Source organism: Muriicola jejuensis, from assembly GCF_010671595.1.
GTDB lineage: Bacteria > Bacteroidota > Bacteroidia > Flavobacteriales > Flavobacteriaceae > Muriicola > Muriicola jejuensis.
Genome location: NZ_JAABOP010000001.1, coordinates 83,849 through 97,826 on the forward strand (window position 1 = coordinate 83,849; position 13,978 = coordinate 97,826).

The following is a 13,978-nucleotide window of genomic DNA, read 5'->3' on the forward strand; positions in this document are numbered from 1 at the left end:
AAATAAGGAGATTCCCTGAACTTGACCGGGTCCCGGGAATCTTTGATTTCATATTCAGGGGGAGGCGATCAGAGCCTCTTGGCATTCTTCACCTTCTGGTTGGTGATCGCCAGATCGATGACCTCGCTCATGTCGGTAACATAATGGAAATTCAAACCCTTGAGATACTCTTCCTTGATCTCCTGTACATCCTTCTTGTTGTCTGCACTGAGGATGATATCCTTGATCCTTGCCCGTTTAGCAGCCAGGATTTTTTCCTTGATGCCCCCTACCGGGAGCACCTTGCCTCTCAGGGTGATCTCACCCGTCATGGCTGTGCTCTTCCTGACCTTCTTCTGGGTGAAGAGGGAGACCAGTGACGTCAGCATGGTGATCCCTGCACTGGGTCCGTCCTTGGGGGTAGCCCCTTCGGGTACGTGGATGTGTACGTTGTACTTTCCAAAAACCCCCGGATCTATGCCATAAGCCTCCGCGTTAGACTTGATATACTCCATGGCAATGGTAGCCGATTCCTTCATGACCTGTCCCAGGTTCCCCGTAATATTGAGCTGTCCTTTTCCCCTCGACAAAATGGACTCTATGAAAAGGATATCGCCCCCTACACTGGTCCAGGCTAGCCCTGTCACCACTCCCGCTACTTCGTTATTCTCGTATTTGTCCCTCTCAAGCCGAGCCGGACCCAGCACCTGTTCGACGATCTCATTGGTCACTTTCACCTGGTATTCCTCTTCCATGGCGATCGACTTGGCTGCGTACCTCACCATCTTGGCGATCTGTTTCTCAAGGGTCCTTACCCCGGATTCCCGGGTATAGCCCTCCACGATCTTTTCCAGCTGGCGTTTTCCGATCTTCAGGTCATCAGGCCCCAGACCGTGCTCTTTGAGTTGTTTTGGCAATAAATGCCTCTTGGCGATCTCCACCTTCTCCTCAATGGTGTAGCCGGTCACTTTGATGATCTCCATCCTGTCCCTAAGGGCAGGCTGTATGCTGGAGAGGTTGTTGGCCGTAGCGATAAACATCACCTTAGACAGGTCGTAACCCATCTCCAGGAAATTATCGTGGAAGTCATTGTTCTGTTCGGGATCCAGTACTTCCAGCATGGCCGATGACGGATCGCCCTGGTAACTGCTCGACAACTTATCGATCTCATCCAGGATAAAGACGGGGTTGGAGGTCCCAGCCTTTTTGATACTCTGTATGATCCTTCCCGGCATCGCGCCTATATAGGTCTTACGGTGCCCCCTGATCTCAGCCTCGTCCCTGAGTCCGCCCAGGGACATTCTGACATACTGCCTTCCCAGGGCCTCGGCAATGGATTTGCCCAGGGAGGTCTTTCCAACCCCGGGAGGGCCGTAAAGACAAAGGATGGGGGATTTCATATCGTTCCTGAGTTTTAGCACCGCCAGGTATTCTATGATACGCCTTTTGACATCCTCCAGACCGTAGTGGTCCCGGTCCAGGATCTTCTGCGCCCGTTTCAGGTCGAATTTGTCCTTGGAAAACTCTTCCCATGGCAGCTCCAGAAACAGGTCAAGGTAATTGCGCTGTATGCTGTACTCAGCTACCTGAGGGTTCATGCGTTGCATCTTGGCAAGTTCCTTATCGAAGTGTTCTTTGACCTTTTCGGTCCATTTCTTCTTTTTCGCCTTTAGCCTCATTTCCTCGATCTCCTCGTCGTAGGAGGCACCACCCAGTTCTTCCTGGATGGTCTTCATCTGCTGGTGGAGGAAATACTCCCTTTGCTGCTGATCCAGGTCACTGCGGACCTTGGACTGTATGTCCTTCTGCAGGGCCAGTTTCTGAAGCTCCACATTCATATGCTTCAGGGTGGCCAGGGCGCGGTCCCTGAGGTTTCCGATCTCCAGGAGGGTCTGCTTCTCCTTTACGCTGAGATTGAGGTTGGAAGAGACAAAGTTGATCAGGAAAGAGTTGCTATTGATGTTTTGAATGGCGAAGGAAGCCTCACTCGGGATGTTGGGATTGTCCCGGATGATCTGAAGCGCGATATCCTTGATGGATTCGATGATGGCGAGGAACTCTTCTCCCTGCTGGTCGATTTCCTCATCCTCCACTTCCCTGATGGTGGCCGTCATATAGGGTTTTTCGGTAAGGACCTCCGCGATCTCGAATCGTTTCTTCCCCTGTATGATCACCGTAGTATTCCCGTCCGGCATCTGCAATACCCTGAGGATGCGCGCCACCGTACCCAGCGTATTGATGTCCTTTACCCCGGGATCCTCCGTTTCCTCGTCCTTCTGAGAAACTACCCCGATGACTTTTGAACCCTTATTGGCGTATTTGATCAGGTTGATGGATTTGTCCCTCCCTGCGGTGATGGGAATGACGACCCCCGGAAAGAGGACCGTATTTCTCAGAGGCAGGATAGGCAAGGTCTCGGGCAGTACCTCGTTTTTCATCTCTTCCTCATCTTCAGGAGTCAGAAGGGGGATCAATTCAGATTCCTCATTGATATCCTGCAGCGACATATTGTCAAAACTTATGAATTTAGCGTCTCCCATAGCATATTATTCCGTCATTCTGTCATTTTAAGACGAACGATACGATTATATTATAGCAATTTTTTACCTCTTCCCGCTGTAAAACCCGCTGAAAACATGGAATTTCCGGGGAAGAAGTCCCTCCATAAGGTCAATTCCCATGCCAACCCAATAATTTTTCTTTAAAAACTGTAACAATGCGTACATTCCTCTATCTATATAACAAATCGAATACTTTTTGAGCCGGGTAGGAGAACATACTGAAACCTTAATTCCATTGTGTCTGAAGGGAGACCAAAGGGCGCAAATGGAGATTTACAACAGATATTACAAAGCGATGTTCAATACGGCATTCAGAATTGTCAAAGACCAGGCAGAGGCAGAGGATGTCATGCAGGAGTCCTTTCTGAACGCCTTCACAAAACTGGATTCGTACAGGGGTGAGGTCACTTTCGGAGCCTGGTTGAAGAAAATCGTGGTAAATAAAAGTCTGGTGTATTACCGAAACAGGAAGAAAAAGAATGAAGTCTCCCTCGACAGCACATTGTACAAGGTCGGGGACGACGATGTACCCGAGGCAGACCATGGAGAAACAGAACATTTGGCTCAAAAGGTTTTGAAGACCATGGACTCGCTCAAGGAGAACTACAGAGTGTCCCTGACCTTACATTTAATCGAGGGGTATGATTACGAGGAGATCTGTGGCCTGATGGGCATCAGTTATGCGAATTGCCGGACCACGATTTCCAGAGCCAAAGAGAGTTTGCGAAAAAAATTAGAACCCATACTATCATGAAAGAACGAGATCTGCAAGACCTGTTCAGAGAAATTAAGCCTGCATTGGACCGGGAGGAACCGCCGATGGGCCACCAGCAGAGGTTTCTCTCCAGGTTGGAGGCAAAGCAAAGTAGGGATGCCAAAGGTGTCTCCTGGTGGAAACCCCTGGCGATCGCAGCCTCCGTGCTGTTCCTGTTCGGGATCTTTCTGGGTTCATTTACCGATATCATCCCCCTGGGCGATCGCCTTGCGGAGGTCTCCCCGGAGGTCAGCAACACCGAACGTTATTTTGCAGGGGTGATAGAGCAGCAGCTCACCTTGCTGGAACAGGAAGATACCCCTGAGGCCAGGAAGATGGTCTCCGACGCCATGATTCAGTTAGACTTGCTGGAAGCCGATTATCAGAAGCTCAGGACAGACCTGCTGGAAGGGGGAGATCAAAAAATCCTTTTGAGTGCCATAGTTCAGAATTTCCAGATGCGCATCGACCTTTTGAAGGATGTGATGGAAAAATTAGAAACCGTTAAAAAACTTAAAGTTCAAGAAAATGAAGACAGTACTCTTTAAAAAACTCGTATTTTTTCTCTTAGCCCTCCCGCTTCTTGCCGGTGCGCATGGAGATCCCATGAAAGGGAAATACACCAAGGAAAAGACCATCAAAAAGGAATTCAGCGTGAGCTCCAATGCCATACTCAAAGTCTCAAACAGTTATGGCAATATCGCGATGGCCTCCTGGGATGAGAACCGGATCGTGATCGAGGTCAGCATTAAGACCAATGGCAACAACGAAAGCAAAGTTCAGGAAAAACTCGACGAGATCTCCGTGGCTTTTGAGGCTGACGCCTCCATGGTTTCCGCGAAGACCACCTTCGAGAAGGACAGAGGATGGAACTGGGGTTGGGGAAAGAACAGCAACGTGAGTATGCAGATCGACTATACGATCAAACTCCCTGTAAAGAACAGCATTCATATCAGCAATGATTATGGAAACATCAGCCTGGACCGCATAGACGGGTATGCCAAGATCAGTTGTGACTACGGCAGATTGCAGATAGGCGAACTGAGAGGCAGGAACAACGACCTGAGTTTTGACTACACGTCCAAATCCTATTTCGGATACATCAACAGCGGGCAGATCAGGGCTGATTATTCCGGGTTTACCGTGGAGAAAGCAGGTGACCTTGTTATCAATGCAGATTATACCGATGCCGCGATAGGACAGATGGGGAATTTGAAGTATTCCAATGACTACGGCAGCCTGGAAGTGAGCGAAGTAGGCAATGTACAGGGCAACGGAGACTACGTCAACGTGAGCCTGGGAATGGTACACGGCAATGTCGACATAAGTGCGGATTACGGGGCCATCAGGATAGAAGAATTGGCACCGGATGCCGGAAATGTAAATATACGTACGGATTATACCGGGATCAAAATAGGATATAGCTCCCAGTATTATTTCGACTTTGAGATCAGCACTGACTACGCCGGGGTCAGCGGGAAGGATGAACTGGAAATCTCCGTTAGCAGAGAGAAGGATCGCGAGCGCTATTACAAAGGCTTTCACGGGAGTTCCAACAGCGGTAAACTAATGACGATTAACAGCGATTACGGCAATATATCCCTGAAAAAAAACTAACCCTGAAATAATAAATAACATGAAAAAACTTGGCATACTGAGTGTACTTCTGATCGCAGCGAACATATCCTGCGCTCAATGGGGTAAAAAAGTAAAAGGCAACGGTGAGGTGGTTACCATTGAACGGAACACGGGCGACTATGATGAGATATCCGTGGGGGGCTGGTTCGACGTAGAGATCGTGGATGGGAAAGAGGGATCCCTTAGCCTGAGGGGGGAAGAGAATCTGTTGGAATACATCATAACTGAAGTGAAGGACGGTAAACTCGTCGTTAAGGTAGAGCAGGGTATCAACCTGCAGCCCTCGTCCTGGACCAAAGGGGGGATCACGGTCACTATCCCCGTTGAAGAGATCCGTGCCCTGTCCATGTCAGGATCGGGCGACCTGGAAGGAAAAACCGTGCTGAGGGGCAAGGACATGTCAACCCGACTCTCGGGATCCGGCGATATGGATGTCACTATTGAGGCAGAAAACCTGGAGGTGGTTGTCTCTGGTTCGGGTGATTTGAACCTTAAAGGAGGGGCAGAGCACCTGAAAGTACAGATCTCAGGCTCAGGGGATATCCATGCCTATGACCTGCAGGCCAACCATGTAGACGCTCTCGTTTCGGGATCTGCCAATATACAGGTCACGGCCAGGGAATCCCTGAAAGCGAGGGTTTCCGGCTCCGGAGACATCTCCTATAGAGGAAACCCGGCAAAAATAGACAGCAAAACGTCTGGTTCCGGCGATATTTCTAAAGGTTAAACCCAGCCTGATACACTGAGAAGTGCCCCGTTAATCCGGGGCCTTTTTATTGACCCTGAGCAGGAGGAATGCCCCTAGGATGAAAAATAACCCCAGGAAGATCGTAGCATTGCGCATACTGCCGGTAAACTGGGCCACAAAACCGTACAGGAAGGTCCCTATAATGATCCCGATCTTTTCCGAAACATCGTAAAAGCTGAAGAAGGAGGTGGTATCCCTGGTCTCTGGGAGGAATTTGGAATAGGTAGACCGGGAGAGAGCCTGTATGCCCCCCATCACAATTCCCACGAAGCCCGCAGCCGTATAGAACTCTATCGGACTCTCCACCTGATAGGCGTATACACAGATGACCACCCATATCAAATTGATGACCACCAGGGTCCTGATGTTCCCAAAATGTTCCGAAGCCCGCGCGGTGAGGGTCGCACCTATGATAGCGACCAGTTGTATCAGCAGGATACTGACGATCAGGCCAATGGTCCGCTCCTCATCCGAGCCCCAGGTCACTTCCTCTTCCCCGAAGTAGGCTGCGATGAGCATGACTGTCTGAACCGCCATGCTATAGACGAAAAAGGCGCCCAGGTATCGCTTGAGTTTCCTTTGCTGCCCTAACTGTTTCCATACGCCTTTGAGTTCCCTGAATCCGTTGAGGATGACGTGATGCCGCTCGCCGGTTCGCTTGTTTCCTTTTGGGAGGTAGTAGAAAGTGTACTGACTAAAGGCGATCCACCAGATCCCGACGGAGGCAAAGGAATAACGCATGGCGATCAGTTCCGCTCCTTCTCCCTGGATCCCAAAAAGATCCGGTTGCATGACCATGCCCAGGTTGATAAGAAGGAGGATGACGCTCCCGATGTATCCCAGGGAAAAACCCTTCGCACTGATCCGATCCTGTTGTTCGGGATAAGCAATATCCGGCAGATAGGAATTGTTGATCGCAAAACTCACCCAAAATCCCACCAGGCCAAAGAAATAGCAGATCAGGCCTGCCTCGATGTGTTCCAGGGAAAACCAGTACAGTCCAATACAGGCAATTCCCCCCATGTAGCAAAAGAACTGCATGAACACCTTTTTATTCCCCAGGTAGTCCGCAATCCCTGAGATCAGAGGGGTTATGATGGCGATGAATACAAAAGCAATAGAGGTGGTATAACTGATCAGGGGTGCCCTGGCGATCTCCCCTCCGAAAATGCTGACCTTTTCGATCCCCGCGATCCTGAAAAGGGCACCGTAATAGATGGGAAAGATGGCCGAGGCTATAACCAGGCTGTATACCGAATTCGCCCAGTCATAGAAGGCCCATGCGTTGAGTAGCTTTTTACTTCCCTTTATCAGGATGCTCCGGGCCATGAAAACAGTTTATATGAGACCCTCTCAAAGGGGTTTTCCATGATATTCAAGGACTTGGCCAGATCTTCTTCCCGGCCCACTATTGAAAACTCGTCACGCCGAATTTCCTGGCCTCTTCCTTGGCCAGAGGCGCCCAACTGGTGAGATTGGCGATGCGCGTATCGTTGGAAGGGTGGGTACTCAGGAATTCGGGTGGTGCCTGCCCCCCGGACTTTGCTTTCATGCGCTTCCACAATTCTGCAGCTTCATCGGGGTTATACCCGGCAATGGCCATGATCTGCAACCCGATCCGGTCTGCTTCGGTCTCGTGGCTCCTGCTAAAGGGCAGCATAACCCCTACCGTGGATCCGATCCCGTAGGCCTGGTTGAAAATATTCCTTTTCTGGGGATCGTCAATAGCAATATTCCCTGCAATGGCAATTCCCTGCTGGACCATGGCAGCACTCATTCGCTGAGCCCCGTGATCTGCCAGGGCATGGGCTATTTCGTGTCCCATGACCACGGCAACTCCGGTCTCACTCTGGCAAATTGGCATGATCCCGGTGTAGAAGACGATCTTGCCCCCAGGCATGCACCAGGCGTTCACGGTCTCATCCTGCACCAGGTTGTACTCCCATTGATAGTCCTTTAAATATCCCGGATAACCGTTCGCACTCAACCATCGCTCCGCAGCCTTGGAAATCCTCTGACCTACATTAGTGATCATTCGGGATTGATCGGTACCGGAAACTACCTTGTTCGACTTAATGAATTCGTCATACTGGGCAAAGGCTGAGGGAAAGATGGAATTGTTCTGGTAAAAGTTCAGCGTGCTTTTTCCTGTAAAGGGATTGGTCTTGCATGCCGCCATCGCCAGCAATACGAATACCGCCAGAAAGAGTTTCTTCTTCATCGTTTCTTGTTTGAGTTGAAATTACAAAAAATCACTTTCCCAGAATGTGAAGGACCGAAAATTCCTTGGTCACGTGTATGGTGTTATTCCCGTTCATTTTCACATCTTTCAGGGCTATGGCCTCGTTGTCTATCTGGATCGACTTGATCTTGAACGGAAGCCCCATCAGGTTCAATTTGAAGGTCTCATAGGAGGTGATGTAGTTACCGTCCTTGAATTGCTGCAGGATGAGTTCCTTTTCTTTCCCAATGAGCTTGAAGTTCCTCAGGCTGTACTCGCCTTTGACGTAGTCATATCCGTCCTGGGCATCCTCGTAGATCATGGAATTCTCAATACCGTTCTTAAAATACACATCGAGTTGCAGTTCTTCTATCTTCAGCTCCCCCACGTATTGCTGTACGGGGTATTTGGGGATGATTGCCCCTTCCTTGATAAAGATCGGGATCTTGTCGATATCCGCATCCACCCATTTTTCGGTACCCCCTTCCAGGGTCTCATTCGTCCAGTAATCGTACCATCTCCCCCTGGGTATGTACATACGGCGCCCTTTGGCGTTGGGCTCCTGTATGGGGCAGACCAGGATCTGCTCCCCGAAAATGAATTCGTCCGTGCGGAAATGGGTCTGGTGGTCATCCTGATCGTGATAGACCAGGGATTGGATCATGGGAATGCTTTCCTTGTAGTATTTGTAGAAAGCCGTGTATAGATAAGGCAACAACTGATAGCGCAGTTCGATGAATTTCCTCACGATCTTGGTGACCTCGGCATCAAATGACCAGGGTTCCTGATCGCCGTGATCCCCACTGCTGTGCACACGGCAGAAAGGGTGGAACACCCCGAGCTGTATCCATCTGGCGAACAGTTCGCCATTGGGCTGTTCCGCAAATCCTCCGATATCGGTGCCGACAAATGACATACCGCTCAGACACATCCGCTGCACCTGTACATTGGCGATCCAGAGGTGTTCCCAGGTAGCCACATTGTCCCCCGTCCAGGTTGAAGAGAACCGCTGTGTGCCCGAATAGGCTGCCCTCGTGATCACGAAGGGCCTTTTGGGATAGACGTACTTCTTGACCCCTTCGTAAGTAGCCCTCACCATCTGCATCCCGTATACATTATGGGCCTTTCTGTGACTACAGGGATGACCGTCGAAATCGTGGCGGGTATCCAGGGGTGCCGTCTTTGTTGGGACTTCCATGACCGCAGGTTCGTTCATGTCGTTCCAGACCGCGTGGGCGCCTACCTCAGACATAAGTTCCTTGTAGAGTCCGGCCCACCATTCCCTCACTTTGGGATTCGTAAAATCAGGAAAATTGCATTGCCCAGGCCATACTTTTCCGCTCATGAGAGGCCCGTCTCCCCTCTTACAGAAATAGTCGTTCTTAACGGCTTCCTGGTATACCCAGTAATCCCGGTCTACCTTGATCCCCGGGTCGATCATGACCACGGTCTTAAAGCCGTCTTTACTCAGGTCCTTGATCATTCCTTTGGGATCCGGGAACTTGGTCTTGTCCCAGGTAAAGCACCTGAATCCATCCATATAATCAATGTCGAGGTAAATAGCGTCACAGGGGATCTTCAGTTTCCTGAACTTGCTCGCGATCTGTTTTACCCGGCTTTCGGGGAAATAGCTCCACTTAGACTGGTGGTAACCCAGGGCCCAGAGGGGCGGCAATTCCGGGGTGCCCGTCAGGTCCGTATAGGATTTCACTACCCTCGACATGGCCGGGCCATAAAAGAAATAATAGTTCATTTCGCCCCCTTCGGCCCAGAAACTGGTAACATTTCTTCTCTCGTGGGCAAAATCGAAATGCGTCCTAAACGTATTGTCAAAGAAGATTCCGTAGGCAATATTATTGTGCAGACCGACGTAGAAAGGCACGGCCTTGTACAGCGGGTCCTGGTCCTTTCCGAAGGCATACTGGTCGGTAACCCAGTTGTGAACGCGCTTTCCCTTGAGGTTGTAGTGGGTAGCCTTGTCGCCCATCCCGTAAAAACTCTCCCCGGATTGGGTGATCTTGCTCATCTTGACCGTATTGCCCCCAAAAGTGTAATTCTCTTCATAGTGAAAGCCCAATTCATCCTCGTTGATGATATTCCCCTCGAGATCCGAGATCTGAACACGGAGGGATTTCTTATCCACCAGGATCTTGAGTTTGGAGGTCCGGATCAGGTACTCCGTTTCCGTCTCTTCAGGTTCAAAATGGCTGTAACCCCTTGGTGCAGTTGGACTTATGGCATAGGAGAAATCCGGTTGAAAGACGTGGTCTGTGGCATAACGGAACCGGATGGTACTGTTACGAATGAGCGTTATTTCAAGGATCACCCCGTTATCTGTGGTGAAGTAAAATTTATCAGAATCTTGTTTGAAGGCAACTATTTGGTCGGGGTAGAGATTTCCCTTATATTCTAATTCCGTATTGGTTATCATGTATGGATATCTTAACGATCGAACAAAAGAAATACTTTCACACTAATAATGGAAGCGATACGGGCATCATTTATAAACTACAACGATATAGTGGTCCGGGATCAGTGAAAAATGACCAGGCCGAGGGGCGGTATGGTGATCTCAATGGACTGCTTGTGGCCATGCCAGGGTTTTTTGGCAACCTTCCGGAGCGTGTTCTTCGATCCGCTACCCCCGTATTTCTTGGCATCGGTACTAAAGACCTCCTTATACTGCCCGGTCCTGGGCACACCCACGCGGTAATTCTCCCTGGGGACGGGCGTAAAGTTGCAGGCGATGAGCAGGTCGTCCTCTTCTTTGTGGCCTTTCCTGAGGTAGGTCAGTACAGAGTTCTCGGAATCCCCGTAATCTATCCACTGGAAACCTTCCGAGCTGAATTGTTTCTCGTAGAGGGCCGGGTGTTTCTGATAGAAGGCGTTTAGGTCCTTGATGAGCTGTTGAATCCCTATGTGATAATCGTATTGAAGCAAATGCCAGTCGAGGCTGTTCTGGAAATTCCACTCAGAAGATTGTCCGAATTCGGCTCCCATGAACAACAGATTGGTCCCCGGGTGGGTGAACATATAGCCAAAGAGGAGCCTGAGGTTGGCAAAGCGCTGCCATTCGTCTCCGGGCATTTTGTAAAGCAGTGACTGTTTCCCGTAGACCACCTCGTCATGGGAAAAAGGCAGCATAAAGTTTTCAGTGAACGCATAGGTCATACTGAAGGTCAGGTCGTTCTGATGGTGACGCCTGTAGATAGGTTCTTTCTTGAAATACTCCAGGGTATCGTGCATCCATCCCATCATCCACTTCATCCCAAATCCTAGTCCGCCTATACTCACCGGCCTGGATACCATGGAAAAAGAGGTGGATTCCTCGGCAATGGTCTGAACACCCTCAAAATTCTTGTAGACCTCCTCGTTCAATTCCCGAATAAGCGAAATAGCCTCGAGGTTCTCATTATTTCCGTAGATATTCGGCTCCCATTCCCCGGCTTCCCTGGAATAGTCGAGATAGAGCATAGAGGCGACCGCATCCACCCTCAGGCCATCTGCGTGATATTGATCTAACCAGAACAGGGCATTGCTGATCAGAAAAGCCCTTACTTCATTTCTCCCATAGTTAAAGATGAGGGATTTCCAATCGGGATGATAGCCCCTTCTTCGGTCCGGGTGTTCGTACAGGTGAGACCCGTCGAAGAATCCCAGTCCGTGGGCATCTTCCGGAAAGTGAGAAGGTACCCAGTCCAGGATCACCCCGATACCGTTCTGGTGGAGTGTATCGATCAGTAGTTTTAATCCTTCAGGTTCTCCAAACCGGGACGTAGGCGAAAAATAGCCCGTTAGCTGATAACCCCAGGAGGGATCATAGGGATATTCCATAACCGGCATAAATTCCACATGGGTGAAATTCATCTCCTTCACGTAGCCCACCAGTTCTTTGGATAATTCCTCATAGGTCAGGAACTGATTCTTCTCGTCCCTCTTCCAGGATCCCAGGTGTACCTCGTACACTGAATATGGGCTATCCAGGCTGTTTTTGGATGAACGGGAAGCCATCCATTTGGTGTCCTTCCACTTGTAGGTCTTGTCCCAGACGATGGAGGCCGTTTTGGGGGGCTGTTCCGAATAGCGGGCAAAGGGATCAGCCTTCTCGGTTTTGATATCCTGGTTGTGGGAATGGATTTTATACTTATAGCGGGTACCCGGCATCACCCCCGGAACAAAGCCTTCCCAAATGCCACTGGCATCCCAGCGAACGTTCAGTTTGTGCTCCCCCTCGATCCAGTAGTTGAAATCCCCTACCACGGAGACCGACTTGGCAGTGGGAGCCCAGACCGCAAAATAGGTCCCTTTTTCTCCATTCACTTCCATGGGATGTGAGCCTAATTTCTCATAAAGCTTAAAATGCTTTCCCGCCTTGAACAGGCTGATGTCAAATTCCGTAAACAGGCTGTGGGGTACAACGTTTCCCATGTCTTTCTTCTATTATTTAGATTCGTTTATAATGCTTATGATTCCCTGCAGGGGTATAACCGCCCACAAAGGCCTGGAGTTCATCTCGTAGCCCAATTCGTAAACGGCCTTCTCCAGCATGCAGTATTTCAAAATAAAAATACGCTCCTGGCTATAGCCGATGTTGATGTTGTGTTTCTGTATAAGATCCACATAGGTCTCCAGAAAAACTCCCACAAAATAATTATAAAGGATTTCCCCTGCCTTAAATAGTTCTTCCCTGGAATAAGGGTAAGATTCCTCATTGTTGAAAATGGTGGCGTATACCGCGTAGTGGAAGGAACGGAACATACCCGCTACGTCTTTCAAAGGGGGTTGCTTCACCTTGCGGTCCCTGATGGTACTTTCGGGTTCACCTTCGAAGTCGAGGAGGTAAAAATCGTCATCCCTTACCAGGACCTGTCCCAGGTGGTAATCTCCGTGGACCCGTATACGCTCTCCTTTCAATTTTGTCCAGTCGAAATTGACAAAGCGTTTCCGGATCTCATTTTTCCGCTCCAGGAATTCGTTGGCCAGCTCCAGGGAGAGGTCTTTGAGCCTGTGCATGTTGTTCTCTACCGTATTGAGCCTGTTCTGGAACTGGTAGAGCATGCGGTTCTTCAACCAGACCTCGTAATCGCCAGTAAAACGTGTCGGGGTGAAAGCGGTGTCCTCAAATTCAGACCCCAGGGCGATGTGCATTTCTGCCGTCCTCCTTGCGAGCATTTGAAGCTTCAGGAAAATATTGAGTCCGGCCCAGTCTATGATCTGAGGGGGTACGTCATTGATCTTGAGGCGCTCGAAAAGGGGAACCGCCGGCAGGTGGTTTACATTAATGTGCTTGCTCTCCAGGTTACTGAAAACCTTGTGGAGTTCCTTCAGCATATAATCCCAGGCATCTCCCTGGTTAGGCACCAGTTCCTGCATCAGGGCGATGGTCACCCCTACATTATCGGCATCAATAATACTGAGGCTACCCTGGTATTCCGGCGTATTTTTATAGCCCTTCCGTTCTGAGAGGAACCTGCTCATCTCATAATCGGGATTCTTATCCGCATAGATCCGGCGGAAGAATTTGATAACCGACTTTCCATTGATGATAATGGAAGTGTTGCTTTGTTCCATCCCCATGAATTTGGAAGTGGCATAGGGTTCTCCCTGGAAATTCATGCTGTGGTGGTATTGTACCCGGGTCGTATCATTGGGTTCCGCATGTATGATCCGTTCATAAACCAGTTTTCGGAAGGCCTCTAGGTTTAGGGCGTCTATGATAAAACCTTCCTGCCCTTTGATGCTCAGCGGGAGGATACGGTCCTTTTCCGCAAAGGATTCGTCCGAAACAAAGGCTATCGGCAGGAAATAGTGCTGGTAGAAGGCCTCTTCAAAATTCACCTCCAGGAGAAGGCCGTAATACACCTCCCCTTTTTGCTGTATCCTGAAGTACTCCTGTAGCTCAATGTATTTCAGCTTGCTGCTTTTTCCGCCGTACCAACGCTGTTTCACCACATAAGCCTCGAGGATCTCTGAAAGAAAGGCAGAGATGAACTTTTTGTCATCCATCAGGGATTCCCACTCCACGTCAAAGACATAGGGTTTCTGGAGTGCTGTTTCCTGTTTTCTTTGGGGCATGG

The 13,978-nt window shown here is 49.7% G+C and carries 10 protein-coding genes; 4 read left to right on the forward strand and 6 right to left on the reverse strand.

Annotated features, from left to right (window positions below; all coding sequences use genetic code 11):
• Positions 1 to 68: 68 nt before the first annotated feature.
• The gene (gene lon, locus GWK09_RS00390; RefSeq protein WP_163691050.1) at positions 69 to 2,519 is read right to left on the reverse strand and encodes an endopeptidase La; all 2,451 of its coding nucleotides are present in this window, start codon (positions 2,517 to 2,519) and stop codon (positions 69 to 71) included.
• 217 nt (positions 2,520 to 2,736) lie between these two features.
• On the opposite strand from lon, the gene GWK09_RS00395 reads away from it, so the two are divergent.
• Genes GWK09_RS00395 through GWK09_RS00410 form a run of 4 tightly spaced genes read left to right on the forward strand, consistent with a single transcriptional unit; the run spans position 2,737 to position 5,659 of the window.
• Positions 2,737 to 3,294, forward strand: coding sequence for an RNA polymerase sigma factor (locus tag GWK09_RS00395; protein ID WP_163691051.1), 558 nt, complete (start codon positions 2,737 to 2,739; stop codon positions 3,292 to 3,294).
• The gene (locus GWK09_RS00400) at positions 3,291 to 3,842 is read left to right on the forward strand and encodes a DUF3379 domain-containing protein (RefSeq protein ID WP_163691052.1); all 552 of its coding nucleotides are present in this window, start codon (positions 3,291 to 3,293) and stop codon (positions 3,840 to 3,842) included. The genes GWK09_RS00395 and GWK09_RS00400 overlap by 4 nt, the downstream gene beginning before the upstream one ends.
• Positions 3,823 to 4,911: a DUF4097 family beta strand repeat-containing protein gene (locus GWK09_RS00405; RefSeq protein ID WP_163691053.1), complete on the forward strand. Its 1,089-nt coding sequence runs from the start codon at positions 3,823 to 3,825 to the stop codon at positions 4,909 to 4,911. Before GWK09_RS00400 ends, GWK09_RS00405 begins: the two co-directional genes overlap by 20 nt.
• Positions 4,912 to 4,930: 19 nt before the next feature.
• Positions 4,931 to 5,659: a head GIN domain-containing protein gene (locus tag GWK09_RS00410; protein WP_163691054.1), complete on the forward strand. Its 729-nt coding sequence runs from the start codon at positions 4,931 to 4,933 to the stop codon at positions 5,657 to 5,659.
• 30 nt (positions 5,660 to 5,689) lie between these two features.
• On the opposite strand, the gene GWK09_RS00415 is transcribed toward GWK09_RS00410, so the two are convergent.
• The 5 genes from GWK09_RS00415 to GWK09_RS00435 form a co-directional block, all read right to left on the reverse strand.
• Positions 5,690 to 7,009: an MFS transporter gene (locus tag GWK09_RS00415; protein ID WP_163691055.1), complete on the reverse strand. Its 1,320-nt coding sequence runs from the start codon at positions 7,007 to 7,009 to the stop codon at positions 5,690 to 5,692.
• Between the two features lie 79 nt (positions 7,010 to 7,088).
• Complete coding sequence (locus GWK09_RS00420; protein WP_163691056.1) at positions 7,089 to 7,901, reverse strand: M48 family metallopeptidase; 813 nt, start codon at positions 7,899 to 7,901, stop codon at positions 7,089 to 7,091.
• Between the two features lie 31 nt (positions 7,902 to 7,932).
• Positions 7,933 to 10,332 (reverse strand): glycoside hydrolase family 31 protein, encoded by a 2,400-nt coding sequence (locus tag GWK09_RS00425; RefSeq protein ID WP_163691057.1) that lies wholly within the window; start codon positions 10,330 to 10,332, stop codon positions 7,933 to 7,935.
• A 101-nt stretch (positions 10,333 to 10,433) separates the two neighbouring features.
• Positions 10,434 to 12,329, reverse strand: coding sequence for a 1,4-alpha-glucan branching protein GlgB (glgB, locus tag GWK09_RS00430; RefSeq protein WP_163691058.1), 1,896 nt, complete (start codon positions 12,327 to 12,329; stop codon positions 10,434 to 10,436).
• Positions 12,330 to 12,341: 12 nt separating this feature from the next.
• Positions 12,342 to 13,976, reverse strand: a complete 1,635-nt coding sequence (locus GWK09_RS00435; RefSeq protein ID WP_163691059.1) for a maltokinase N-terminal cap-like domain-containing protein — start codon at positions 13,974 to 13,976, stop codon at positions 12,342 to 12,344.
• Positions 13,977 to 13,978: the final 2 nt, after the last annotated feature.

Excerpts from the sequence above, each read along its gene's own strand:
- lon (WP_163691050.1), bottom strand. The coding sequence starts at position 2,519 with ATGGGAGACGCTAAATTCATAAGTTTTGACAATATGTCGCTGCAGGAT.
- GWK09_RS00400 (WP_163691052.1), top strand. The coding sequence starts at position 3,291 with ATGAAAGAACGAGATCTGCAAGACCTGTTCAGAGAAATTAAGCCTGCA.
- GWK09_RS00405 (WP_163691053.1), top strand. The coding sequence starts at position 3,823 with ATGAAGACAGTACTCTTTAAAAAACTCGTATTTTTTCTCTTAGCCCTC.
- GWK09_RS00410 (WP_163691054.1), top strand. The coding sequence starts at position 4,931 with ATGAAAAAACTTGGCATACTGAGTGTACTTCTGATCGCAGCGAACATA.
- GWK09_RS00415 (WP_163691055.1), bottom strand. The coding sequence starts at position 7,009 with ATGGCCCGGAGCATCCTGATAAAGGGAAGTAAAAAGCTACTCAACGCA.
- GWK09_RS00420 (WP_163691056.1), bottom strand. The coding sequence starts at position 7,901 with ATGAAGAAGAAACTCTTTCTGGCGGTATTCGTATTGCTGGCGATGGCG.
- GWK09_RS00425 (WP_163691057.1), bottom strand. The coding sequence starts at position 10,332 with ATGATAACCAATACGGAATTAGAATATAAGGGAAATCTCTACCCCGAC.
- glgB (WP_163691058.1), bottom strand. The coding sequence starts at position 12,329 with ATGGGAAACGTTGTACCCCACAGCCTGTTTACGGAATTTGACATCAGC.
- GWK09_RS00435 (WP_163691059.1), bottom strand. The coding sequence starts at position 13,976 with ATGCCCCAAAGAAAACAGGAAACAGCACTCCAGAAACCCTATGTCTTT.